The organism is Kitasatospora sp. NPDC096128, assembly GCF_040303105.1.
Lineage (GTDB): Bacteria > Actinomycetota > Actinomycetes > Streptomycetales > Streptomycetaceae > Kitasatospora.
The window spans coordinates 179,858-203,978 of sequence record NZ_JBEOSP010000015.1; the positions used below are offsets into that span (position 1 = coordinate 179,858).

Here is a 24,121-nt window from a genome sequence, read left to right on the forward strand (position 1 = left end):
TGCTGGACAGGGGCCGGATCGGGCGCGGCGGGTCGTTCGTACGGGGCCGCGCGTGCGTCCCTATGAGGAAGAATGCCGCAGGTGACGGACGTAACAGACGACGGCGTCCTGGACGCCCTACCGCCGTTCGCCGAACTGGTGCTCGACCTGACCGAGCGGATTCCACCCGGCCGGGTGATGACCTACGGCGACGTCGCCGAGTACCTCGGCCAGGGCGGCCCCCGGCAGGTCGGCCGGGTGATGGCCCTGTACGGCGGCTCGGTGCCCTGGTGGCGGGTGATCCGGGCGGACGGCCGCTTCCTGCCCGGGCACGAGCACCGCGCCCTCGCCCACTACGGCGAGGAGGGCACCCCGCTGCGCGAACTCGCCGACCCGCCCCGGGTCGACCTCAAGCTGGCCCGCTGGGACGGCCGGGAGAATTCACCGAACCCCGCGCGCGGACGGGATTGACGGGGCAGGATCGTAGGCTCGATGCGGGCGGCCCCTCCGCGACCCCTCCGCGATCCCTCCGCGATCTCTCAGGGGTCCCTTTGCGGGCCCGCCCCGGCCATGCCTCTCCGTACAACCCCAGGACCCGTTCGTGAGTTCGCCCTACCGGCTCGTGCGCAACCCGCTCGTCCAGCCCGACCCGCCCGTGCTGGACGCCTACCAGCGCGCCGTGGTCGAGCACACCGGCGGCCCGCTGCTCGTCCTCGCCGGGCCGGGCACGGGCAAGACCACCACCCTGGTCGAGGCGGTCGCCCGGCGGATCCAGGACGGCACCGACCCCGAGCGGATCCTCGTCCTCACCTTCAGCCGCAAGGCCGCCGTCGAACTGCGCGACCGGATGTCCGGCCGGCTCGGCTCCGCCGCCGCCCCGCAGGCCACCACCTTCCACTCCTTCTGCTATGCCCTGCTGCGCGCCCACCAGGACCCGGAGGACTACGCAGAGCCGCTGCGGCTGCTCTCCGGCCCCGAGCAGGACGTCATGGTCCGCGAACTGCTGGCCGGCGGCGCCGAGGACGCCCGCGACGGCCGCGGCCGGATCGCCTGGCCGCTCGACCTGCGCGCCTGCCTGACCACCCGCGGCTTCGCCGACGAGGTCCGCGCCGTCCTCGCCCGCAGCCGCGAGCTCGGCCTCGGCGAGCGTGAACTCGAACGCTTCGCCCAGGGCGTCCAGCGCCCCGACTGGGCCGCCGCCGCGCACTTCCTCGCCGACTACCTCGACGTGCTCGACCTGCGCGGCGTCCTCGACTACGCCGAACTCGTCCACCGCGCCGTGCTGCTCGCCGAACGCCCCGAGGTCGGTGAGGAGCTGCGCCGCCGCTACGAGGTCGCCTTCGTCGACGAGTACCAGGACACCGACCCCTCCCAGGTCCGGCTGCTGCGCCAGCTCGCCGGCGGCGGCCGCGACCTGGTCGCCGTCGGCGACCCCGACCAGTCGATCTACGCCTTCCGCGGCGCCGACATCAACGGCATCCTCGACTTCCCGCAGGCCTTCCGCCGTCCCGACGGCGCCCCCGCCGAGGTCAAGGTGCTCCGGGTCTCCCGCCGCTCCGGCGCCGTGCTGCTCGCCGCCTCCCGCGAACTCGCCCGCCGGATGCCGATGGGCCGGCTGCCCGCCGACAAACTCGCCCAGCACCGCGCCCTGCTGCCCTCCCGCGAGGGCGGCCGGGTCGAGGTGTACACCTACCCCACCCCCGGCGCCGAACTCGACTCGATCGCCGACCTGCTGCGCCGCGCCCACCTGGAGGACGGCGTGCCCTGGGGCGAGATGGCCGTGCTGGTCCGGGCCGGCGCCCGCTCCATCCCCGGCGTGCGGCGGGCCCTCGGCGCGGCCGGCGTCCCGCTGGAGATCGACGGCGACGACCTGCCGCTGCGCGAGGAGCCCGCCGTCGCCCAGCTGCTGCTCGCCCTGCGGGTCTGCGCCGAGCAGGCCGCCCGCGACAAGCAGGCCCTCCTCGACGACCCCGGTCCGCGCACCCCCGACCCGCTCACCGAGGACCTGGCCCACGCCCTGCTGACCGGCCCGCTCGGCGGCCTCGACGGCTCCGACCTGCGCCGCCTGGGCCGCGCCCTGCGCGAGGAGGAACGCGCCGCGCTGCGCGCCGACAGCCGCGCCGACGGCCGCCCCGCCACGGCCCCGCGCCCGGCCGGCGAGCTGATCCGCGAGGCCCTGGCCGAACCCGAGCGGCTGATCGCCCTCGACCCGGCGACCGCCCGCCGCGCCCGCGACCTCGGCACCCTGCTGCGCAAGGTCCGCGAGCTGCTGGCCGGCGGCTGCACCGCCGAGGACGCCCTGTGGGAGCTGTGGGACGGCAGCCGCCGCTGGCGCGAACGCCTGGAGCGCGCCGCCCTGCGCGGCGGCGCCGCCGGCCGCAACGCCGACCGCGACCTGGACGCGCTGTGCGCCCTGTTCGAGACCGCCGCCCGCGCCGAGGAACAGGTCACCGGCCACCGCAGCGCCCTCGACCTGCTCGCCGAACTCGAAGCCCAGGACATCGCCGCCGACACCCTCACCGTCCGCACCGTGCGCCCCGAGGCCGTGCGGCTGATGACCGCCCACCGCTCCAAGGGCCTGGAGTGGCGCCTGGTCGTCGTCGCCGGCGTCCAGGACGGCCTCTGGCCCGACCTGCGCCGCCGCGGCTCCCTGCTGGAGGCCGACCGGATCGGCCGCGACGGCCTCGCCGAACCGCTCTCCCCGGCCGCCCTGCTCGGCGAGGAGCGCCGGCTCTTCTACGTCGCCGCCACCCGCGCCAAGGAACGGCTGATCGTCACCGCCGTCAAGGCGCCCGCCGACGACGGCGACGAACCCTCCCGCTTCCTGCGCGAGCTCTACCGCGAGGACGTCGACCCGCGCACCGGCAAGGTGGTGCGCCGCACCCCGCCGGTCACCGTCGAGGACGTCACCCACCGCCCGCGCCGCCCGCTGTCGGTGGCCGCCCTGGTCGCCGAACTGCGCGCCGTCACCGTCGACCCCGCCCGCTCGCCCGAACTGCGCCGCGCCGCCGCCGAACGCCTCGCCACCCTGGCCGCCGCCACCGACGAGGACGGGCTGCCGCTGGTGCCCTCCGCCCACCCCGACCGCTGGTGGGGCCTGGACGACGCCACCGTCGCCCCCGAGCCGCTGCGCAGCGCGGACGCGCCCGTGCGGCTGTCCGGCAGCGGCCTGGAACAGCTGGAGAACTGCTCGCTCCAGTGGTTCCTCGACAAGGAGGTCAAGGCCCGCGCCCCCGGCACCGCCGCCCAGGGCTTCGGCAACGTGGTGCACGCCCTCGCCGACGAGGTCGGCTCCGGCCGCACCCCCGCCGACCTCGCCGTCCTGATGGCCCGCCTGGACACCGTCTGGGACGCCCTCGCCTTCGACGCCCCCTGGAAGTCCCACCAGGAGAAGAACGAGGCCCGCACCGCCCTGGAGCGCTTCCTCAACTGGCACGTCCTGGAACGCGGCCGCGCCCTGGTCGCCACCGAGCACGGCTTCGACGTCACCCTCGACGTCGGCGGCGTCTCGGTGCGCATCCGCGGCTCGATGGACCGGGTCGAGAAGGACCACGCCGGACGCGCCTACGTGGTCGACTTCAAGACCGGCAAGCAGATCCCCACCGACAAGTCGCTGCCCGAGCACAAGCAGCTCGCCGTCTACCAGCTCGCCGTCCGGGCCGGCGCCCTCAACGAGCTGCCCGGCTTCACCGAGCACCCCCCGGCCACCGGCGGCGCCGAACTCGTCCACCTGCGCGAGGCCGCCGCCAAGGCCGACCCGGACGCCCCCAAGGTGCAGCGGCAGGAGCCGCCCGAGGGCGAGCCGTGGATCGAGAACCTGCTCGCCGAGGCCGCGGGCAAGGTCCTCGCCGAGCGCTTCGTCCCGCAGACCGGCGGCGGCTGCGACCGCTGCTCGTTCCGCCGCAGCTGCTCCGCCCAGCGCGACGGCGCGCAGCTCGTCGAGTAGCGGGCCGGCGCGTCGCCGGTCGGGGAGCGGGTCGGCGCGTGGCCCGTCGGGGAGCGGGCCGGGCGGGCAACGGCCGGGCAACGGCCGGACGAGGAATGTCCGCCGTTCCGGTTACGGTTGCGGGGTGACCGCCGTGCTCAGCCATCCCGACCAGCTCAAGGAGCTGCTGGGCATCCCGTTCAACCGGGAGCAGATGGCGGCCATCGGCGCCCCCCTGGCCCCGGCCGTGATCGTGGCCGGCGCCGGCTCCGGCAAGACCACCGTGATGGCCGCCCGGGTCGTCTGGCTGGTCGGCTCCGGCGCCGTACGGCCCGAGGAGGTGCTCGGCCTCACCTTCACCAACAAGGCCGCCGGCGAACTCGCCGAACGCGTCCGCACCGCCCTGCTCCGCGCCGGGATCGCCGACCGGGCGGAGGGCGAACCGCTCGGCGAACCCGAGATCTCCACGTACCACGCCTTCGCCGGCCGCCTGCTCAAGGAGCACGGCCTGCGGATCGGCATCGAGCCCGACGTGCGGCTGCTCGCCGACGCCACCCGCTTCCAGCTCGCCGCCAAGGTGCTGCGCACCGCCCGAGGCCCCTTCCCCGCCCTCACCGGCACCTTCAGCAACCTCGTCGCCGACCTCACCGCCCTGGACGGCGAACTCGCCGAGCACCTGGTCGAGCCCGCCGCCCTGCGCGCCCACGACGAGCGGCTGCTCGACACCCTCGCCACCGTCAAGCTCGGCAACGACGACCTGCGGGCCGTCCCCGTCACCGCCCGCGCCCGGCTGGAACTGCTGCGCCTGGTCGAGGACTACCGCCGCCGCAAGCAGGGCGCCGGGCTGATGGACTTCGGCGACCAGATAGCCGCCGCCGCCCGCCTCGCCCAGCAGCGCCCCGAGGTCGGCGAACTGCTCCGCGGCCAGTACCGGGTCGTCCTGCTGGACGAGTACCAGGACACCTCCGTCGCCCAGCGCCTGATGCTCGCCGGCCTGTTCGGCGCCGGCCCCGAGAACACCGGGGACGGCCACCCGGTGACCGCCGTCGGCGACCCCTGCCAGGCCATCTACGGCTGGCGCGGCGCCTCCGTCGCCAACCTCGACGACTTCCCCCGGCACTTCCCGAAGGCCGACGGCCGCCCCGCCGACCGCTACGCGCTCAGCGAGAACCGCCGCAGCGGCGGCCGGCTGCTCGCCTTCGCCAACGAACTCGCCGCCCCGCTGCGCGCCATGCACGAGGGCGTGGAGGCGCTGCGCCCGGCGCCCGGCGCCGAACAGGACGGCTACGTGCGGGCCGCGCTGCTGCCCACCCACGCCGAGGAGGTCGACTGGCTCGCCGACTCGATCGCCCACCTGGTGCGCACCGGCACCGCGCCCGGCCGGATCGCGGTGCTCTGCCGGGGCGGCGCGGCCTTCCCCGACATCCACGCCGCGCTGGTCGCCCGTGAGGTCCCGGTCGAGGTGGTGGGCCTCGGCGGGCTGCTGCAACTGCCCGAGGTGGCCGACCTGGTGGCGGTCTGCGAGGTGCTCCAGGACCCGACCGCCAACGCCGCCCTGGTACGCCTGCTGATCGGCCCGCGCTGGCGGATCGGCCCGCGCGACCTCGCCCTGCTCGGCCGCCGCGCCGCCGCCCTGGTGCGCACCGAGCAGCCCGAGGGCGTGGAGGCGCTGGCCGCGGCCGTCGCCGAGGCCGACCCCACCGAGGCGGTGTCGCTGGCCGACGCGGTCGAGACCTTCCTGACCACCTCCTCCGGCGCGGAGGGCGACCAGCCCGACGAGCTGCCGTTCTCCGCCGAGGCCAGGGTGCGCTTCGCCCGGCTCGCCGCCGAACTGCGCGAGCTGCGCCGCTCGCTGGCCGACCCGCTGATGGACGTGCTGCACCGGGTGCTCACCGTCACCGGCCTGGAGGTCGAACTCGCCGCCTCCCCGCAGGCGCTGGCCGCCCGCCGGCGGGAGACCCTGCACGCCTTCCTGGACGTCGCCGCCTCCTTCGCCGATCTGGACGGCGACCCGGGCCTGGCCGCCTTCCTCGGCTTCCTGCGCGCCGCCCAGGAGTACGAGCGCGGTCTGGACAGCAGCCTGCCCGGCGGCGAGGACACCGTGAAGGTGCTCACCGCGCACAAGTCCAAGGGCCTGGAATGGGACGTGGTGGCCGTCCCCGGCCTGGTGAAGGGCGCGTTCCCCTCCGGCAGCCCGCGCGAGCGCTGGACCAGCACCAAGCGCGTGCTCCCGCACGCCCTGCGCGGCGACGCCGCGACCCTGCCCGACGTGCGGGGCGGCTGGACGTCCAAGTCGATGGCCGCGTTCAAGAAGGAGCTGGCCGAGCACTCCGGCACCGAGGAGCTGCGGCTCGGCTACGTCGCCTTCACCCGCCCCCGCTCGCTGCTGCTGGCCTCCGGGCACTGGTGGGGGCCGAGCCAGAAGACCGTCCGCGGCCCGTCCGCGTTCCTGGAGCAGTTGCGCGCGCACTGCGAGCAGCCCGGCGCCGGCGAGGTCGAGCACTGGGCCGAGCAGCCGGAGAAGGGCGCCCGGAACCCGGCGCTGACCGCCGCCGTCGAGCGCCCCTGGCCGCTGCCGCTGGACCCGGCCGCCCAGCACGCCCGCCGCCGGGTCGCCGAGGTGGTGCGCGGCCGCCTGGCCGGGACACCGGCCCCCGAGCCCGAGCCGATGGCCGTCGAGGACCAGCGCCAGGTCGCCTCCTGGGACCGCGACCTGACCGCGCTGCTGGGGGAGTTGGAGCGCTCCCGGCGCACCGCCCGCGAGGTGCCGCTGCCGCCCGCGCTGTCCGCCACCCAGCTGCTGCGCCTGGCCGCCGACCCGGACGGCTTCGCGCACGAGCTGGCCCGCCCGATGCCCCGCCCACCGCAGCCCGCCGCCCGGCGCGGCACCCGCTTCCACGCCTGGGTGCAGTCCCGGATCGAGCCGCTGCTGCTGATCGAGCCCGGCGCGCTGCCCGGCGCCGACGACGACGGCATCGAGGACGAGCAGGACCTGGAGCGGCTCAAGGATGCGTTCCTGCGCACCCCGTACGCGCAGCGCCGGCCGCACCGGGTCGAGGCGCCGTTCCAACTGGTGCTGGCGGGGCGGGTGGTGCGCGGCCGGATCGACGCGGTCTACCGGGACGGTGACGGGGTGTCGGAATCCGGTGGTGCGTCACGCTACGAAGTGGTGGACTGGAAGACCCACCGGGAGGAGACCGCCGACCCGCTGCAGCTCGCGGTCTACCGGCTCGCCTGGGCGGAGCAGGCGGGCGTTGATCCCGAGCAGGTCACGGCGTCGTTCCTGTACGTCCGCAGCGGGCGGATCGTCCGTCCGGAAGGACTTCCCGACCGAAAAGAGTTGGAACGGCTCCTGATCGGGAACAGTGACTAATGAGTCACGCAGAGCACCCGAGTCATCGCGCCGACGTCCGAAACCTGTGCGTCGTGCACGTTTCGCGCCTATTGTGGGGTCGGTAACCGGTCAACCCCCGTACTCCGGCCGCCGACGAGGCCCGCATTCCCTGACCCTCAGTCATCGCCGCAGGTGCCCACGGGCATCGGCGTCTTCTGCTGGAGAGACCGAAGTTGAGCGCGACCGGATGGATCAGAGAGCGGTTCACCGGGCCGACCCCGGGACCCGCTCCGGGCGCGACCGGCACCTGGCCGAGGACGGCGCTCGCGCTGCCCCTCCTCGGCATGGCGCTGATCGTCGTCCTCGACTACCTCAGCGGCACCGAGGTGACGGTCGAACCCGCCCTCACCGCCGTACCCGCACTGGCCGCCGTGGTCAGCCGCCGCACCTGGTACCCGCTGCTCATCGGCCTGGGCACCGAGGCGGCGGCCTTCCTGATGGCCTTCCGCAGCGACGCGCTCGGCGAGTCCGTGCACGCCGCCAGCGTCATCGCGATCCTGCTGGTCGCCACGATCGGCTGGGTCAGCGCCACCCTGCGACTGCGCCAGGAACGCGCCCTGGCCGACGCCCAGTTGGTCGCCTCGATCGCCCGCCGGGTGCTGCTGCGGCCGGTCCCCGAACGGGTCGGCAGCGTGCGCGCCGCCGTCCACTACGAGGCCGCCGCCGCCCACGCCCGGATCGGCGGGGACCTGTACGAGGTCGTCAACACCCGGCACGGCGTACGGGCCGTGGTCGGCGACGTGCGCGGCAAGGGCCTCGGCGCGGTCGAGACCGCCGCCGCCGTCCTCGGTGCCTTCCGCGAGGCCGCCCACCAGGAGCCCGCCCTCGACCGGGTGGCCGGCTGGCTGGCCGTCAGCCTCGACCGGGCCCTGCACGAGAACGCCCACCCCGGCGTGGAGGAGGAGTTCGTCACCCTCGTCCTGATCGGGGTCGGTCCGGACGGCACCGCCGAACTCGTCAACTGCGGCCACCCCTCGCCGCTGCTGCTGCGCGGCGGCCTGGTCCACCCGCTCGAACTCGCCGAGACCGTACCGCCGCTGGGCGTCCTCGACCCGGCCGACGTCCGCCCCCCGGTGCACAGGGTCCCGCTGCTGGCCGACGACCGGGTGCTGCTGTTCACCGACGGGGTGATCGAGGCCCGCGACCGCTCCGGCGCCTTCTACCCGCTCGCCGAGCGCTTCCCGCGCTGCGCCGACGGCCGCCCGGCCGACGTCCTGCAGCGCCTGCACGAGGACGTGGTGCGCCACGTCGGCCGCCAGCTCGGCGACGACGCGGCCATGCTGCTCCTGCAGTACGACCCGACCCCGCCCGCCCTCGCCCACCTGCCGCAGCAGGCGGGCGTCCTGACCAAGCGGTAGTTCCGGTCCGCCGAGGGCTACAGCGACACCCGGACCAGCAGCGGCCGGTGGTCCGACACCCCGGCGTGCGGCGCCGCCGCCGGGCCCACGGCCGCCCGCGGCACGCCGACCGCCAGCACGTGGTCGAACTGCACCGCCGGCCGGTGCGCCGGATAGGTCGGTGTGCGCGCCAGGTCGTACCAGCCCTGCAGCCGGGCCCGCGGTTCGCGCGCCCGCCGCCGGCGCGGGGTGCCGAGCGCGGTGCCCAGCGGGGTGCCCAGCGCGGGCCGGGCCCGCCGGGCCGCCCGCAGCTCCCGCACCCGCGCCCGCGGCGCGGTGCGCTCCAGCGCCGTCGCCCCGCCGAGCACCGTGCGCGGCACCGCGCCGATCAGGTTGAAGTCGCCCAGCACCAGGTACGGCTGCGGCAGGTCGGCGATCCAGCGCCGGATCCCGGCCAGCTGCGCCATGTTCCAGCCCGGCACGAAGGACAGGTGCGCGGCGACCACCGTGAACGGCCCGCGCTCGCCCTCCAGTACGGCCGCCAGCGCCGCCCGGGGCTCGTCCGGCACCGGGGTCAGCCCGCGCCGCCCGGCCACCCGCAGCGGCAGCCCGAACGGGGCCGGGGCGAAGCGCCGGGCCCGCCAGTGCCGCACCGGCAGCCGGGTCAGCAATGCCGTCCCGTAGGAGGGCGGGGCGTCGTCGCCGACCTCGGCCGGCCCGTACACCCGCAGTCCGTTCGGCCCGGACGGCTCCGGCACCCAGCCGGCCACCGGGGCCGGGCGCCCGTGCAGGGCGGCGGCGAAGCGCCAGTCGCCCGCGCCCATCGCCGCGGCCGCCACCGCCGTCTGGTCGGTGCCGCCGGAGCGCGCCTGGTGCCGGTCCACCTCCTGCAGGGCCAGCACGTCGGCGTCCAGCGCGGCCACCGCCTGCGCCAGCGGGGCGCCCGCGTCGGCCGGGTAGGGCAGCGGCGCGCCGTCCGGGGCGAGCGGCTGACCGTGCAACAGGTTGAAGGTGGCGATGCGCAACTGGCTCACACCGCACGACGGTACCGGAGGGGGCGCGGCTTGAGGCCGCAGGGCATACCGGGTATACATACTCAGTATGTCCATCCGCCACGGTCTGCTCGCCCTGCTCGACCAGGGCCCCCGCTACGGCTATCAGCTGCGCACCGAATTCGAGGCGCGCACCGGCGCCACCTGGCCGCTCAACGTCGGACAGGTCTACACCACTCTGTCCCGACTGGAGCGTGACGGCCTGGTCGAGGCCGCCGGGGAGGACGAGGAAGGCCACCAGTTCTACGCCGTCACCGACGCCGGCCGCACCGAACTGCGGGCCTGGTTCGACACCCCGGTGCCCCGGACCAACCCCCCGCGCGACGAGCTGGCGATCAAGCTCGCGATGGCCGTGACCGTCCCCGGGGTCGACGTCTCCGCCGTCGTCCAGGGCCAGCGCCGGCACAGCATCAAAGCCCTCCAGGACTACACCCGGCTCAAGGGCCGCGCCCTGGCGGGCGAGGCCCGACCCGGCGTCGTGCCCTCCGAGAGCAACGAACTCGCCTGGCTGCTCGTCCTCGACCAGCTGATCTTCCAGACCGAGGCCGAGATCCGCTGGCTCGACCACTGCGAGACCCGGCTCGCCCAGCAGGCCGAACTCCTGCAGGCCCGCGCCGCGGAAGCCGCCCGCGACGGCGCCGCGAAACCCAAGCGGCTCGGCCGCCGCACCCGCGCCTGAGGCGCGCCCCAGCCACTCGAAACCGGCCGGCGCCCCCCGGGGCGCCCCACCCGTACCCAGCACAAGGGGGGAACCGTGTCCCACACCCAACAGCCCCGGCAGACACCGGTGCTGCACCTGGAGAACGTCACCCGAGTCCACGGCCAGGGCGCCGCCGAGGTCCAGGCCCTGCGCGGCGTCGACCTCAGGGTCCACCCCGGCGAGTTCGTCGCCGTCATGGGCCCCTCCGGCTCCGGCAAGTCCACCCTGCTCACCCTCGCCGGCGGCCTCGACACCCCGACCACCGGACAGGTCCTGGTCGAGGGCGTCGCCCTCGGCGGGCTCACCCGCAAGAAGCTCGCCCAGGTCCGCCGCCGCTCCGTCGGCTACGTCTTCCAGGACTACAACCTGATCCCGGCGCTCACCGCCGCCGAGAACATCTCGCTGCCGCGCGAACTCGACGGCCTGTCCGCCCGCGCCGCCCGCCGCGAGGCCCTCGCCGCCCTGGAGGAGCTCGGCATCCCCGAACTCGCCGACCGCTTCCCCGACGACATGTCCGGCGGCCAGCAGCAGCGCGTCGCCATCGCCCGCGCCCTGATCGGCGACCGCCGCCTCGTCCTCGCCGACGAACCCACCGGCGCCCTCGACTCCACCACCGGCGAAGCCGTCCTCGCCGTGCTCCGCGCCCGCTGCGACGCCGGCGCCGCCGCCATGATGGTCACCCACGAGGCCCGGCACGCCGCCTGGGCCGACCGCGTCGTCTTCCTGCGCGACGGCCGCATGGTCGACGAGTCCGTCAGCCAGGACGCCGCCAGCCTGCTCGTCAGCGCCGCCACCAACAGCGCGAAGGTGGACGAGTGAAGCTCAGCGCCTGGCGGGTCGCCCTGCGCGTCGCCCGCCGCGACGCCCTGCGCGCCAAGGGCCGCAGCGCCCTCGTCGTGGCGATGGTCGCCCTGCCCGTCCTCGGCGTCACCGGCGCCGACGTGTTCTACCGCAGCTCCACCCTCCAACCCGCCGAACGGGTCGTGCGGATCATGGGCCAGGCCGGCGCCGAGATCGGCCTGAGCGAACGCGGCGCCACCGTCAAACAGGCCCCCAACCCCGACGACGGCGTCATGATCGAAAACCCCAAGTACCAGGCCAAGGACGGCGCCGCCCCCGTCTACAACCCCGCCCAGCAGCGCTCCCTCGACACCGAACCCCTCAAACTGCTCCAGCAGGTGCTCCCGCCCGGCAGCACCCTGGTGCCCGAACGCACCGGCCCCAGCACCGCGGCCACCAGCACCGAGGGCCTGCTCACCACCCAGACCAGCGAAGCCGACCTGACCGACCCGGTCTGGAACGGCCGGATCGACCTCGTCCAGGGCCGCGCGCCCGCGAACGACCACGAGACCGCCGTCACCCGCGAGTTCCTCAACCGCTCCGGCCTGAAACTGGGCGACCGCACCACCGTGCGCGGACTGGAGTCCACCCCCTTCACCATCACCGCCGCCGTCGAGTTCCCCGGCGACCTCAAGGCCACCGAACTCATCGCCCGGCCCGGCACCCTGGCCGCACCGCCCGCCGGCGCCCCCGCCGCCGCCCAGGACCCCGCGTCGGCCGCGGCCCGGACCACCGGCCCGGGCTCCGCCGCCGACCCGGCCAAGGCCCCCGACGACGCCACCCGCTGGCTGGTCAAGCTCCCGGCCGGCACCGGCCTCGACTGGGCCAAGGTCACCGAACTCAACGGCTACGGCTTCACCGTCGCCTCCCGCGCCGTCCTGCTCGACCCGCCCGCCCGCGCCGACGTCCCGTACTACGCCGACATGGACAAGCGCGGCGGCGGAACCACCGCCTTCTTCGACCGCACCTCCGTCGTCATCCTCGGCACCGTCGCCGGCATGGCCCTGCTGGAGATCGTGCTCCTCGCGGGCCCCGCCTTCGCCGTCGGGGCCCGGCGCTCCCGGCGGCAGCTCGGCCTGCTCGCCGCGGCCGGCGGTGACCGCGCCAACGTCCGCGCCGTCGTCCTCGGCGGCGGCATCGTCCTCGGCGTCACCGGCGCCGCCATCGGCCTGGCCCTCGGCGTCGGCCTGGTCGCCCTGCTGCGCACCCAGGCCGAGGACTACGCCGGCCAGCGCTTCGGCCACTTCAACCTGCAGCCGCTCGACCTGCTCGGCGTGCTCCTGGTCGGCCTGGTCACCGGGCTGCTCGCCGCCGTCGTCCCCGCCGTCCAGGCCTCCCGCCAGGACGTCGTCTCCGCCCTCACCGGCCGCGACTCGCTCAAGCCGCCGAGCCGCAGACTCGCCCTGCTCGGCCTGCTGATGCTCGCCGCCGGCACCGCCCTCGCCCTGCTCGGCGCCACCAGCGGCTTCGTCAGCCGCAGCATCGCCGTCCTCGGCGGCTCCGCCGTCGCCGAACTCGGCATGGTCGCCCTCACCCCGTACCTGGTCGGCCTGTTCGGCAAGCTCGGCCGCTGGCTCTCGCTCGGCCCCCGGCTCGCCCTGCGCGACTCCGTCCGCCACCGCGGCCGCACCGCACCCGCCGTCGCCGCCGTCATGGCCGCCGTCGCCGGCTCCGTCGCGGTCAGCATCTACCTCGCCAGCTACGAGGACCAGCAGCGCCGCGAGTACGTGGCCTCCGGCCCCGCCGGAGCCGTCATGCTCGGCGGCTGGATGAGCACCAACGACGCCAAGCTGCTCCCCCAGCTGCGCGACACCCTGGAACGCGCCATGCCGAACATCGGCCCGCGCGCCGACGTCGCCCGGGTCAACTACAAGGGCGACTGCTCGGGCGGCCAGCCCTGCGGCTACGTCCGGGTCGACCTCCCCAAGGAACTGCGCTGCCCCGCCTTCGACAGCGACACCAGGCTCACCGACGAGGAGACGAACCGGATCACCAGGTCCGACCCGCGCTGCCAGGTCCGCGAACGCGGCGGCAACCACTTCAGCTCCCTGACGGCCGGCGACCCCACCCTGCTGCGCAACCTCTTCGGTGTCACCGACCCGGCCGCCGGGCAGGCCCTCACGGCCGGCAAGGCCGTCGTCTTCGACCCGCGCTACATCAAGGACGGCAAGGTCGTCATCCAGACCACCGAGCCGGTCGACTACAACACCCCGGGCGGCACCACCATGGCCACGCCCGCGCGCACCGACCACGCCGTCGACGCCGTCCTCGCGCCGGCCACCGTCCCGGCCCACGGCCAGGCCGTGATCAGCCCGGAGACCGCCACCCGGCTCGGCCTCGGCACCAGCCCGGCCGGCTCGGTCTGGCTGCCCGCCGAAGCACCCACCGACGCCGCCGAGCAGAAGGCCGGCGGCGCGCTCGCCAAGGTCAGCGAGCACAGCGAGTTCTCGGTCGAACGGGGCTACCAGTCCCGGGCCGGGCTGATCGGCCTCGGCCTGTCCGGCTTCGCCGCCCTGGTCGCCCTCGGCGCCGCCGGCATCGCCACCGGACTGGCCGCCGCCGACTCCCAGCGCGACCTGACCACCCTCGCCGCGGTCGGCGCCGAACCGCGCATCCGGCGCTCGCTCTCCGGCTTCCAGTGCGGGGTGATCGCCGCCATGGGCACCCTGCTCGGCACCGTCTGCGGCGTGCTGCCGGCGGTGGCCCTGCGCAAGGTCCAGGCCCTCGCGAGCAGCTACCCCGGGATGAGCCCCCAGGAGATCGCCGACAAGTCGTCCGTGGTCTTCCCCTGGCCCACCGTCGCCGCCACCGTCCTGGTGCTGCCGCTGCTCGCGGCCGCGCTGGCCGCGGTCCTCACCCGCTCGCGGATCTCGCTGCTGCGCCGCACCGGCTGAGGCCCGGGGCCGGCTCCCGCCACCCCCGTCCGCCCCTCCCGGCGGCGGGGGTGACGGAGGTTACAGGCCCGACGGCGTCCGGCACCCGGAGGGCCGGGGCGGGCACCCGCACGGGCGAACTACAGTCGTCGGTATGACGAGAACCCCGGACAGCGCCGTCCGCTCCTACATCGACCGGCACCAGGCCGCCTTCCTCGCCGACCTCGCCGAGTGGCTGGCGATCCCCTCGGTCTCCGCCGACCCGGAGCGCGCCGGCGACGTGCGCCGCTCCGCGGACTGGCTGGCCGCCAAGCTGCGCGACACCGGCTTCCCGGTGGCCGAGGTGTGGGAGACCGACGGGCTGCCGGCGGTGTTCGCCGAATGGCCGTCCGGGGACGAATCCGCGCCGACCGTCCTGGTCTACGGGCACCACGACGTGCAGCCCGCCGCGAAGGAGGACGGCTGGGACACCGAGCCGTTCACCCCGACCGTCGTCGGCCGGCGGCTGTACGCGCGCGGCGCGGCCGACGACAAGGGCCAGGTCTTCTTCCACACCCTGGGGGTGCGCGCCCACCTGGCCGCCACCGGCCGCACCGCGCCGGCCGTCAACCTCAAGCTGCTGATCGAGGGCGAGGAGGAGTCCGGCTCGCCGCACTTCGCCGACCTGGTCCGGCGCGAGGCCGGGCGGCTGGCCGCCGACGTGGTGGTCATCTCCGACACCGGCATGTGGTCCGAGACCACCCCGACGGTGTGCACCGGCATGCGGGGCCTGGCCGACGCCCAGCTCGACCTGTACGGCCCGGACACCGACATCCACTCCGGCTCCTTCGGCGGCGCCGTCGCCAACCCGGCCCAGGTCGCGGCCGAGCTGGCCGCCGCCCTGCACGACGCCGACCGCAAGGTCGCGGTCCCGGGCTTCTACGACGGGGTCGTGGAGCTGACCGGGCGCGAGCGCGAGCTGTTCGCCGAACTGCCCTTCGACGAGGCGCAGTGGCTGCGCGTCGCCAAGTCGTACGGCACCCGCGGCGAGGCCGGCTACTCCACCCTTGAGCGGGTCTGGGCCCGCCCCACCGCCGAGGTCAACGGCATCTGGGGCGGCTACACCGGCCCCGGCGGGAAGACCATCGTGCCGTCCTCGGCGCACCTGAAGCTGTCCTTCCGGCTGGTCGCCGGGCAGGAGGTGGAGAAGGTCCGGGAGGCGGTCCGGTCCTGGGTCGCCGAGCAGGTCCCCGAGGGCATCCGGTACGAGCTGGTGTTCCCCGGCGCGACCCGGCCCTGCCTGACCCCGCTGGACCACCCGGCGCTGCAGTCCACCGTCCGCGCGATGGGCCGCGCCTTCGGGCAGAAGATCCTCTTCACCCGCGAGGGCGGCTCCGGCCCCGCCGCCGACCTCCAGGACGTGCTGGGCGCGCCGGTGCTGTTCCTCGGCATCTCGGTGCCCTCGGACGGCTGGCACTCGGTCAACGAGAAGGTCGAGCTGGACCTGCTGGCCAAGGGCGTCGAGACCGCCGCCTACCTGTGGGGCGACCTGGCCGAGAACTTCCGGCCCGGCGCGTGAGCGAGCGCGGCGCGGCGGGCGCGCGAGCCGCCGCGCGCGGCACGGCAGTCAGATCACTCATCCGGATGATTCACCACGTGGGGATGGAACGACGTGAGCACCGAGCCTGATACCGAGCGCCCGCGAGCCCTGGCCCTGGCCAGGGCCGGGGTGGAGCGGGCCGCCGAGCACCGGTTCGACGAACCCTGGCTCGCCGCCGCCTGGAGTCACCCCGCCACCCGGGTGCTGCCGATCGCCGGCGGCGAGGCCTTCGTCGTCGACACCGCGGAGGGCACCGAACTCGTCCTGCTGCCCTCCTTCGAGGCGCCGCAGACCGGGGACCGCTACTTCCTCGGCACCGACGAGGACGGCGTCTCCTACTTCGCGCTGGCCGGCGAGAGCCTGCCCGGCCGGCTGGACGGCGACGCCCGCCCGGCCGGGCTGCGCGAGGTCGGCGCGATGCTGTCCGACCGCGACGCCGGCCTGCTGGTGCACGCCGTCGCCCTGGAGCACTGGCACCGGCTGCACAGCTTCTGCTCGCGCTGCGGCCACCCCACCGAGAAGGCCGGCGCCGGGCACGTGCGCCGCTGCACCTCCTGCGCGGCCGAGCACTACCCGCGCACCGACCCGGCGGTGATCATGGTGATCACCGACGAGCAGGACCGCTGCCTGCTCGGCCGCCAGGCGCTGTGGCCGGAGGGCCGCTGGTCCACGCTGGCCGGCTTCGTCGAGCCGGGGGAGTCGATCGAGCAGGCGGTGGCCCGCGAGGTGCACGAGGAGGCGGGGGTGCGGGTCGGCGAGGTCCGCTACGTCGCCAGCCAGCCCTGGCCGTTCCCGTCCAGCCTGATGCTCGGCTTCACCGGCAAGGCGCTGCCCGGCGGCACCGACATCACCGTGGACGGCGAGGAGCTGGCCGAGGCGCGCTGGTTCTCCCGGGAGGAGCTGCGGGCCGGGATGGAGGCCGGGGAGATCCTGCCGCCGTCCGGCATCTCGATCGCCCGCCACCTGGTCGAACTCTGGTACGGCGAGCCGGTGCCCTCGGCGGCGCGCTGGTAATCCTGTACGAATTCCCCGGACCTCTGGGGACGAGGGGGCGCGTGGCTTATGCCGCGCGCCCCCTATTTCCTTTCCAAGCCCTTCTCGAATCCGCCACCACCGGCTGTTCGTAACCGGACGGGCCAGTTCTGCTACCGCGGGGCACTTCGGAGCCCCCACCGTCAATCCGCGCGGACGACATTGCCGGAAACGGCTGAAACCGCGTCACCCCGCTCGCTACATTCACTCGGGTGACAATCCCCCGGGGCACCGCCCAATCCCCCAAATACCAGCGCCTCGCCGCCGACCTGCGCCGCCGGATCGCCGAGGGCGAGTTCACCTCCGACGCCGCCCTCCCGGTCGAGAGCGAACTGGAACGCCAGTACGGCGTCGCCCGCAACACCGTCCGCCTCGCCGTCGACGTCCTCGTCAACGAGGGCCGGCTCGTCCGCCTCCAGGGCAAGGGCACCTACCTGCGCGAACACCCCGTGCTCGACCACCGCGCCTACGGACCGACCCTCGCCCCCGTGCCGCGCGACTGCCTCGCCGCACCCTCCGCCGTCTACCTCGGCGAAGCCGACGAAGCCGGGCGCGAACTCAGCACCGACTTCGAGATGATGATCGTCCGGGCCCGGGTCGACATCGCCGAACGCCTCGGACTGCGCCCCGGCGAGGCCATCGTCGTCCGCCGCCAGCTGCGCCTGCTCGACCGCGAGCCCTACTCCATCGAGGAGAGCCACTACCGGGCCGGACTCGCGGCCGGCACCCCGCTGATGGAACCCGACCCCGTCGAAGGCGGCGACGAGGCCGTCCTCGCCACCCTCGGCCGCACCGAGATCGGCGCCGTCGACCACCTGGTCGCCCGGATGCCCGGCCCCGAGGAGGCCCAGTGGTTCCAGGGCGGCCCCGGCGTCCCGCTGATGGTCCAGACCCGGGTCACCTACGACCGGCGCGGCCCCGTCCGGGTCATCGAGACCCGCTACTCCGCCGACCGCAGCCGACTCGTCTACGGCATCGGCGACCTCGGCGCGCGCACCAGCCTGCCCGCCCCCGCCGCCCCCGTCGACCCCGCCCGGGCCGACGCGCAGTGACGCGCGCCGCCCCCGGGCGGAACCGGACGGATCAGGCCGCCAGCGCCTTCTTGACCTGGATCAGGCTCGGGTTGGTCATCACGACCTGCTCGCCGCCGCCCACCGGCTGGACCAGCACCGTCGGCACCGTCTGGTTGCCGCCGTTCACCGACTCGACGAACGCCGCCGACGCCGGGTCCTCCTCGATGTTGATCTCGGTGTAGCCGATGCCTTCACGGTCCAGCTGGCTCTTGAGCCGGTTGCAGTAACCACACCAGGTCGTGCTGTACATCGTCACGGTGCCGGACATCGAGGGGGCTCCTTCGAAAGAGGGGTTCGTACGTTCTCACAGCCGCAACGTCCACCGGGCGGCCGTCATTCCGGCCCCACGTCACGCGGGGGCGGAGCGATCATCCTGCGATCGCACCGGGCCTGTGGACAACCCCGTCCCCGTTGTCCCACCGGGCTGAGAGGATGGAACGCATGCAGGAAGACCTCTTGAGCGGCAGCCCGTACGACGGCCCCCAGGGCTCCCCCTGGGCCGACCCCGGCGCCGCCACGGGCCCCGACGCCGTCCTCGCCGGGCTCGACCCCGAACAGCGCGCCGTCGCCACCGCCCTGCACGGCCCCGTCTGCGTCCTGGCCGGCGCCGGCACCGGCAAGACCCGCGCCATCACCCACCGCATCGCCTACGGCGTGCGCAGCGGCGTCTACCAGCCCCAGCAGGTCCTCGCCGTCACCTTCACCGCCCGCGCCGCCGGCGAGATGCGCGGCCGGCTGCGCCAGCTCGGCGCCGAAGGCGTCCAGGCCCGCACCTTCCACGCCGCCGCCCTGCGCCAGCTCCAGTACTTCTGGCCCCGCGCCGTCGGCGGCCCGGTGCCCCAGCTGCTCGAACGCAAGGTCCAGCTCGTCGCCGAGGCCGCCGGCCGCTGCGGACTGCGCGTCCAGCGCACCGAACTGCGCGACCTCACCGCCGAGATCGAATGGGCCAAGGTCACCCAGACCGCCCCCGAGGACTACCCGGCCGCCGTCGCCAAGTCCGGCCGCGAAGCCCCCCGCGACCCGGCCGAGACCGCCCAGGTCTACCGCGTCTACGAGGAGACCAAGACCCGCCGCGGCAACATCGACTTCGAGGACGTGCTGCTGCTCACCGCGGCCATCCTGGAGGACCGCCCCGACATCGCCGACCAGGTCCGCAGCCAGTACCGGCACTTCACCGTCGACGAGTACCAGGACGTCTCCCCGCTCCAGCAGCGGCTGCTCGACCGGTGGACCGGCGAGGACGGCGGCGCCAGCCTGTGCGTCGTCGGCGACGCCAGCCAGACCATCTACTCCTTCACCGGCGCCACCCCGGACTACCTGCTCAACTTCCGCAGCCGCCACCCCCAGGCCACCGTCGTCAAGCTGGTCCGCGACTACCGCTCCACCCCCCAGGTCGTCCACCTCGCCAACGGACTGCTCTCCCAGGCCCGCGGCGAGGCCGCCCGCCACCGCCTCGAACTCGTCTCCCAGCGCGAGGCCGGCCCCGAACCCGTCTACACCGAGTACGAGGACGAGCCCACCGAGGCCGAGACCACCGCCCGCCGGATCAAGGACCTCATCGCCGCCGGCGTGCGCGCCAGCGAGATCGCCGTCCTGTTCCGCACCAACGGCCAGTCCGAGGTCTACGAGCAGGCCCTCGCCGACCTCGGCGTCCCCTACCAGCTCAAGGGCGCCGAACGGTTCTTCGAACGGCCCGAGGTCCGGGACGCCGGCGTCCTGCTGCGCGGCGCCGCCCGAGCCGCCGCCGACCCCCTCACCGCCGGCGCCCCCGACCTGGCCGGCCAGGTCCGCGCCGTCCTCGCCAGCCGCGGCTTCACCCCCGAGCCGCCCGCCGGCTCCGGCGCCGTGCGCGACCGCTGGGAGTCCCTCGCCGCCCTCGTCCGGCTCGCCGAGGAGTTCGAGCGCACCCGCACCGCCGAGGGCCTGGGCACCGACCTCGCCGCCTACGTCGCCGAACTCGACGCCCGCGCCGCCGCCCAGCACGCCCCCGCCGTCGAGGGCGTCACCCTCGCCTCCCTGCACGCCGCCAAGGGCCTCGAATGGGACGCCGTCTTCCTCGTCGGCCTCACCGAGGGCACCCTGCCGATCATCTACGCCAAGACCGACGAACAGATCGAGGAGGAGCGCCGCCTCCTCTACGTCGGCGTCACCCGCGCCCGCAAGCACCTCAGCCTCTCCTGGGCCCTCTCCCGCTCCCCGGGCGGCCGCGCCTCCCGCAAGCCCAGCCGCTTCATGGACGGGCTGCGACCCGGCTCCACCGCCCCGGGCGCACGCGGCAGCGCACGTGGCGGGCGGGGGAGCGTCGAGCCCGGCGAGCGCTCGGCCGCCCGGCGGGTCCGCGGCCCGGTCAAGTGCCGGGTCTGCGACAAGCCGCTCACCGACGCGGTCGAACGCAAGCTGCGCCGCTGCGAGGACTGCCCGTCCACGATGGACGAGGCGCTGTACGAACGGCTGCGCGAGTGGCGGGCCGCGCAGGCGAAGGAACAGGGCGCCCCGGCTTACGTGGTGTTCACCGACGCGACCCTGATGGCGATCGCCGAGGACGTGCCCGCGAACCGGCAGGAACTGGCCCTGATCTCGGGGGTCGGTGCCATGAAGCTGGACAAATACGGGGCCGCCGTGCTCTCGTTGTGCGCGGGGGAGGAGCCCGAGGAGGATCCGGACGGCGTCGAGGACGACGGTCCGGTCGATCCGGCGTGAGCCGGCACGGGCGCGGTCCAGGGGACTGCTCGGGGGACTTCGCAACCGCCGCGGAACGTCGCGCGGACCGCGCCGTCGATGGCGGCGCGTGAACTCGCGTGAAAAATAGTTTGCGCGGCATACCGGGAGCGCAATAGCCTGCCGGAGCGGTCAAGGGGACGAGGTTGCACGGGGTGAAACCTGTGCCGATTCCCCTGGCCACACAGCTTCACCAGCTTCACCGAGACAGACATCCGAACATTCGGAGCCAGGGGAACCAGGCTCCGCGAGACGCCGAGAGGAGGCGAAGACAGTGGGAAACATCATGATCACCAAAATGACTGGCCAGACCGTTGTCGCTGCCTCCCTGCGTGCCGCCCGTCTGCGGGCGCTCGCCGAGCTCGGTGGAACCGGTCTGGGTCTCGGCACCACCGGTGCCTCCGTCGCCTCCGCTGTCAGTGGTCTTGGACACACTGATCTGTGCCCCGCGGGCGGCAGGAGCGTCGAAGGCACCGTCGTCGAGACCGGTCTGTCCCGTGACTGGGCACTGGTCGGTACGTCGCGCTCCGAGTGCGATGAGCGACCGACCCAGGCACCGAAGGCGGCCGTAGCCGCCGCCATGCATGGCGGCTATGCGCGGGTCATCGGTGCCGGAAACGCCCAGAAGCAGAACGAGCAGCAGATCAACCAGGCCATGGACGCCTTTATCGGCGCCCAGGCCATCCGGATGCGGGCCTTCCGCGGGCCTGAACCCTGGAGAGAACGAACCTGAGTCAGCCTCAGGTCGGCACCTCCAGGGCCGCGGAACCCGTCACACCGGGATCCGCGGCCCTTCTGTTTTGTCCGGTACGCAAGACCACCCAGGCCCTCCGGGGCCTCCGGCCCAGCACCACCAGTCACCTGGGCCGGAACCACTGAGAAGACGAGGAAGACGCCCACAGTGTCCACGGTCATCACACCGCCCATCCCGTCCGTACCGCCGACAAGCCAGATCACCAAGGCCGACCAGGCCGACCCTCCGGAGGTTCCGTTCATGCAGCTCAACTCGATCGAGCAGGCCGAGGCGCTCGGTTTCCCCATCCCGTGCCGCGCCTTCGACCCCGAGGTCTTCTTCGCCGAGACGCCCGCCGACGTCGAGTACGCGAAGTCCCTCTGCGGCACCTGCCCGGTGAAGGAGGCCTGCCTCGCGGGCGCCCTGGAGCGGCGTGAGCCGTGGGGCGTCTGGGGCGGCGAGCTGTTCGTCCAGGGTGTCGTCGTGGCCCGCAAGCGGCCGCGTGGGCGTCCGCGCAAGACCGAGGTCATGGCGTGAACCCCGCCCACGAAGCCAGGGCAGTCCGCCGGGGAGAGCAGCCCCCGCTGGACAGCGCCCTCCGCCGGTCCGTACGGATCGCCGCCGCCAAGGCCGACGCAGCAGCCCGCACCGTCCCATTTCCGAGCACGCACCACGAGCAGGACCACCACATGACCCCCGCCGCCATCGATCCGACCGTCCGCGCCGAGCAGACCACCGAACTTCAGATCCAGAACAGGACCCTCGAAATGCAACTCCTGCATGAATCCCTGGCCCGAGCCCATATGCAAGACAGGCTCCACGAGGCCGAGGAACAACGTCTCGTCACCCGGGTCGCCCGGGCCCGCAGGCTCCGGCAGCGGGCCGAGCGGGCCTCTCTGCGCGCCCGCAAGGCGCTCGCCGTCGCGCTGATGTAGCGCGCCGGACTCCGGCGGTTCGCCGCCGATCCGACTGACCCCCGTCGTGCCGCAGGCCGCCCCCCGTTCGCGGGGAGCGGCCTGCGGCCGTTGTCGGGGCGGCTGCCTCGGCGGCGAACCGCCGGGTGGCCGTTTCAGGGGCGGGCGGGCTTGGCGGGCTTGGAGCGCTTCGCGGGTTCGGGTGCGGGTTCGGGTTCGGTCGCAGTCGCGGTCGCCTTGGTCGCCTTGGGGGACTTCGCGGCCTTGGCCGGCTTGCTCGGTTGTGCGGGCCGCTCACCGGCGAACTCGGGCAGCCACTCCAGCATCTCGGCGCGGAACGGCGCCTTGGCGCCCAGCTGACACAGCACCCCGATGGTGCTCAGCGTCACCCGGTGGATCAGCAGGTACGAGGGCGGCAGGTTCAGCTGCTTGCCCAGGTTGTAGGCGGGCGAGCGCGGATCGGCGATCCGGGCCGCCTGGGCGCGCATCCAGACCCGGGTGAAGTGGAAGCTGTCCACCGCCGCCGGTTCGATGATCGGCACCAGGTAGTCCAGCACCGCGTCCGGGTCCAGCTGGATCGAGGGCTTCACGAAGCCCTCCTCGCGCAGCATCTTGAGCACGCCCGCTGCATCCCCGTCCAGGGCCATCCGCAGCGAGGCCCCGATCGGCGCGGGCAGGCCGCCCGGCAGCCGGTCCACCGTGCCGAAGTCCAGCACGCCAAGCCGCCAGCCCTCGACCGGGCCGTCGTCCTTCAGCAGCCGGAAGTTGCCCGGGTGCGGGTCCGCGTGCAGCAGCCCCGTCCGGGACGGGCCGGCGAACAGGAACCGGGCCAGCAGCTGCCCGGCGCGGTCGCGCTCCTCCTGGGTGCCGTTCGCGATCACCTCGGACAGCGGGGTGCCGTCCATCCACTCGGTGATCAGCACCTGGTCGGCCTGTGCCACCACGACCGGCACCACGATGTCCGGGTCGCCCGCGAACTCCTCGGCGTGCCGACGCTGGGCCTGCGCCTCCAGCTCGTAGTCCAGCTCCTCCGAGACGCGCTCGCGCAGCTCGGTGATCAGCGGCTTGATGTCCAGCCCGGGAATCAGCGGGCCGAGCAGCCAGGCCACCCGGGACAGCTGGGAGAGGTCGGCGAGCAGGGCGTCGCCCGCACCCGGGTACTGCACCTTGACCGCGACCCGTCTGCCGTCGTGCCAGACCGCGCGGTGCACCTGCCCGATCGAGGCGGCCGCCGCCGGGCGGTCGTCGAACTCCAGGAACAGCTCGCGCCAGCCCTCCCCGAGCCGCTCGGCGAGTGCGGTGTGCACCTTGGCGGCGGGCATCGGGGGAGCGGCGTCCTGCAGCTTGGTGAGCGCCGCCCGGTACGGCCCGGCGACCTCCTCGGGCAGCGCGGCCTCGAAGACGGACAGCACCTGCCCGAACTTCATCGCCCCGCCCTTGAGCTCGCCCAGCACCTTGAACAGCTGGTCGGCGGTGGCCTGCTGGAGCTCGGCCGTCACCACCTCGGCGGACCGGCCGCCGATGCGCCTGCCCAGTCCGAGCGTGGCGCGACCGGCTATCCCCAGCGGCAGGGCGGCGAGCCGTGCCGTGCGGGTCACTGCCTTGCGCGGAAGATCGCTCACCCGGGCCTCCATTCCCCTGGCCCCCCGACACCGGACGGGCCCACCATCACTAGGCCATTGTGCCCGCTTCGGGGGCTGCGTCCGGCGGTATTTCTCGGGGTCCCTTCGGGGCCTCGGTTCGTCGACACCTCCGGGGCCCGCCCCCTCCCCCCCCGCCCCCCACCCTCCTCCTCCCACCTCACCCGCCCGCCCACCCACCTCTCGTGTTCGCCCCGTTCCTCGGAACAGCGGCTCCCGCTTCTCCCGGCCCGGGGGGGGCGCGCCGCCCCCCGGGGGGGGGGCCCGGCGCGCCCGCCCCGCCCGCAGCGCACCCGCCTCCACCCCCCCCCCCCGCGACCGCCACCACCACC

The 24,121-nt window shown here is 74.6% G+C and carries 17 protein-coding genes; 14 read left to right on the top strand and 3 right to left on the bottom strand.

The annotated features are described in order from the left end of the window. Positions 1-72: 72 nt before the first annotated feature. The 4 genes from ABTY61_RS19015 to ABTY61_RS19030 all read left to right on the top strand — a co-directional run bounded on the left by ABTY61_RS19015 (position 73) and on the right by ABTY61_RS19030 (position 8,656). The gene (locus tag ABTY61_RS19015; protein ID WP_502895358.1) at positions 73-450 is read left to right on the top strand and encodes an MGMT family protein; all 378 of its coding nucleotides are present in this window, start codon (positions 73-75) and stop codon (positions 448-450) included. A 130-nt stretch (positions 451-580) separates the two neighbouring features. Beyond that, positions 581-3,925, top strand: coding sequence for an ATP-dependent helicase (locus tag ABTY61_RS19020; protein ID WP_350506156.1), 3,345 nt, complete (start codon positions 581-583; stop codon positions 3,923-3,925). A gap of 124 nt (positions 3,926-4,049) precedes the next feature. Continuing rightward, on the top strand, positions 4,050-7,277 hold the full coding sequence (locus tag ABTY61_RS19025; protein WP_350506157.1) for an ATP-dependent helicase: 3,228 nt from the start codon (positions 4,050-4,052) through the stop codon (positions 7,275-7,277). Between the two features lie 194 nt (positions 7,278-7,471). Continuing rightward, complete coding sequence (locus tag ABTY61_RS19030; RefSeq protein WP_350506158.1) at positions 7,472-8,656, top strand: PP2C family protein-serine/threonine phosphatase; 1,185 nt, start codon at positions 7,472-7,474, stop codon at positions 8,654-8,656. A 17-nt stretch (positions 8,657-8,673) separates the two neighbouring features. Here the strand turns inward: ABTY61_RS19030 and ABTY61_RS19035 are convergent, their stop codons facing one another. Next, positions 8,674-9,669 carry an endonuclease/exonuclease/phosphatase family protein gene (locus tag ABTY61_RS19035; RefSeq protein WP_350506159.1) on the bottom strand — a complete coding sequence of 332 codons (996 nt, stop codon included), beginning with the start codon at positions 9,667-9,669 and terminating at the stop codon, positions 8,674-8,676. Between the two features lie 67 nt (positions 9,670-9,736). On the opposite strand from ABTY61_RS19035, the gene ABTY61_RS19040 reads away from it, so the two are divergent. The 6 genes from ABTY61_RS19040 (at position 9,737) to ABTY61_RS19065 (ending at position 17,763) form a co-directional block, all read left to right on the top strand. Further along, positions 9,737-10,366: a PadR family transcriptional regulator gene (locus ABTY61_RS19040; protein WP_350506160.1), complete on the top strand. Its 630-nt coding sequence runs from the start codon at positions 9,737-9,739 to the stop codon at positions 10,364-10,366. Between the two features lie 75 nt (positions 10,367-10,441). Further along, positions 10,442-11,206, top strand: a complete 765-nt coding sequence (locus tag ABTY61_RS19045) for an ABC transporter ATP-binding protein (RefSeq protein WP_350506161.1) — start codon at positions 10,442-10,444, stop codon at positions 11,204-11,206. Then, complete coding sequence (locus ABTY61_RS19050) at positions 11,203-14,121, top strand: FtsX-like permease family protein (RefSeq protein ID WP_350506162.1); 2,919 nt, start codon at positions 11,203-11,205, stop codon at positions 14,119-14,121. The genes ABTY61_RS19045 and ABTY61_RS19050 overlap by 4 nt, the downstream gene beginning before the upstream one ends. Before the next feature lie 133 nt (positions 14,122-14,254). Beyond that, a complete protein-coding gene (locus tag ABTY61_RS19055; protein WP_350506163.1) occupies positions 14,255-15,658 on the top strand; it encodes a dipeptidase in 1,404 nt (467 codons plus the stop codon). A gap of 93 nt (positions 15,659-15,751) precedes the next feature. Then, positions 15,752-16,693, top strand: a complete 942-nt coding sequence (nudC, locus tag ABTY61_RS19060; protein ID WP_350506164.1) for an NAD(+) diphosphatase — start codon at positions 15,752-15,754, stop codon at positions 16,691-16,693. Between the two features lie 230 nt (positions 16,694-16,923). After that, positions 16,924-17,763 (top strand): GntR family transcriptional regulator, encoded by an 840-nt coding sequence (locus ABTY61_RS19065; RefSeq protein ID WP_350506165.1) that lies wholly within the window; start codon positions 16,924-16,926, stop codon positions 17,761-17,763. A 31-nt stretch (positions 17,764-17,794) separates the two neighbouring features. Here ABTY61_RS19065 and ABTY61_RS19070 read toward each other — a convergent pair whose 3' ends face one another. Further along, positions 17,795-18,052 (bottom strand): mycoredoxin, encoded by a 258-nt coding sequence (locus ABTY61_RS19070; RefSeq protein ID WP_350506166.1) that lies wholly within the window; start codon positions 18,050-18,052, stop codon positions 17,795-17,797. Positions 18,053-18,216: 164 nt separating this feature from the next. Here ABTY61_RS19070 and ABTY61_RS19075 point away from each other — a divergent pair, with 164 nt between their 5' ends. The 4 genes from ABTY61_RS19075 (at position 18,217) to ABTY61_RS19090 (ending at position 22,170) form a co-directional block, all read left to right on the top strand. Beyond that, positions 18,217-20,484, top strand: coding sequence for an ATP-dependent DNA helicase UvrD2 (locus ABTY61_RS19075; RefSeq protein WP_502895359.1), 2,268 nt, complete (start codon positions 18,217-18,219; stop codon positions 20,482-20,484). A 304-nt stretch (positions 20,485-20,788) separates the two neighbouring features. Next, the gene (locus ABTY61_RS19080) at positions 20,789-21,235 is read left to right on the top strand and encodes a hypothetical protein (protein WP_350506168.1); all 447 of its coding nucleotides are present in this window, start codon (positions 20,789-20,791) and stop codon (positions 21,233-21,235) included. 168 nt (positions 21,236-21,403) lie between these two features. Further along, the gene (locus tag ABTY61_RS19085; protein WP_375884869.1) at positions 21,404-21,772 is read left to right on the top strand and encodes a WhiB family transcriptional regulator; all 369 of its coding nucleotides are present in this window, start codon (positions 21,404-21,406) and stop codon (positions 21,770-21,772) included. Continuing rightward, entirely contained in the window at positions 21,769-22,170 is a 402-nt protein-coding gene (locus ABTY61_RS19090; protein WP_350506169.1) for a putative WhiB-interacting protein, read from the top strand. Before ABTY61_RS19085 ends, ABTY61_RS19090 begins: the two co-directional genes overlap by 4 nt. A 134-nt stretch (positions 22,171-22,304) precedes the next feature. Here ABTY61_RS19090 and ABTY61_RS19095 read toward each other — a convergent pair whose 3' ends face one another. Further along, a complete protein-coding gene (locus ABTY61_RS19095; protein WP_350506170.1) occupies positions 22,305-23,771 on the bottom strand; it encodes an ABC1 kinase family protein in 1,467 nt (488 codons plus the stop codon). Positions 23,772-24,121 lie beyond the last annotated feature (350 nt).

Bases quoted from the DNA above. Each gene is read 5' to 3' on its own strand.
- ABTY61_RS19055 (WP_350506163.1), top strand. From the start codon at position 14,255: ATGACGAGAACCCCGGACAGCGCCGTCCGCTCCTACATCGACCGGCAC.
- ABTY61_RS19015 (WP_502895358.1), top strand. From the start codon at position 73: ATGCCGCAGGTGACGGACGTAACAGACGACGGCGTCCTGGACGCCCTA.
- ABTY61_RS19040 (WP_350506160.1), top strand. From the start codon at position 9,737: ATGTCCATCCGCCACGGTCTGCTCGCCCTGCTCGACCAGGGCCCCCGC.
- ABTY61_RS19070 (WP_350506166.1), bottom strand. From the start codon at position 18,052: ATGTCCGGCACCGTGACGATGTACAGCACGACCTGGTGTGGTTACTGC.
- ABTY61_RS19080 (WP_350506168.1), top strand. From the start codon at position 20,789: ATGATCACCAAAATGACTGGCCAGACCGTTGTCGCTGCCTCCCTGCGT.
- ABTY61_RS19075 (WP_502895359.1), top strand. From the start codon at position 18,217: ATGGAACGCATGCAGGAAGACCTCTTGAGCGGCAGCCCGTACGACGGC.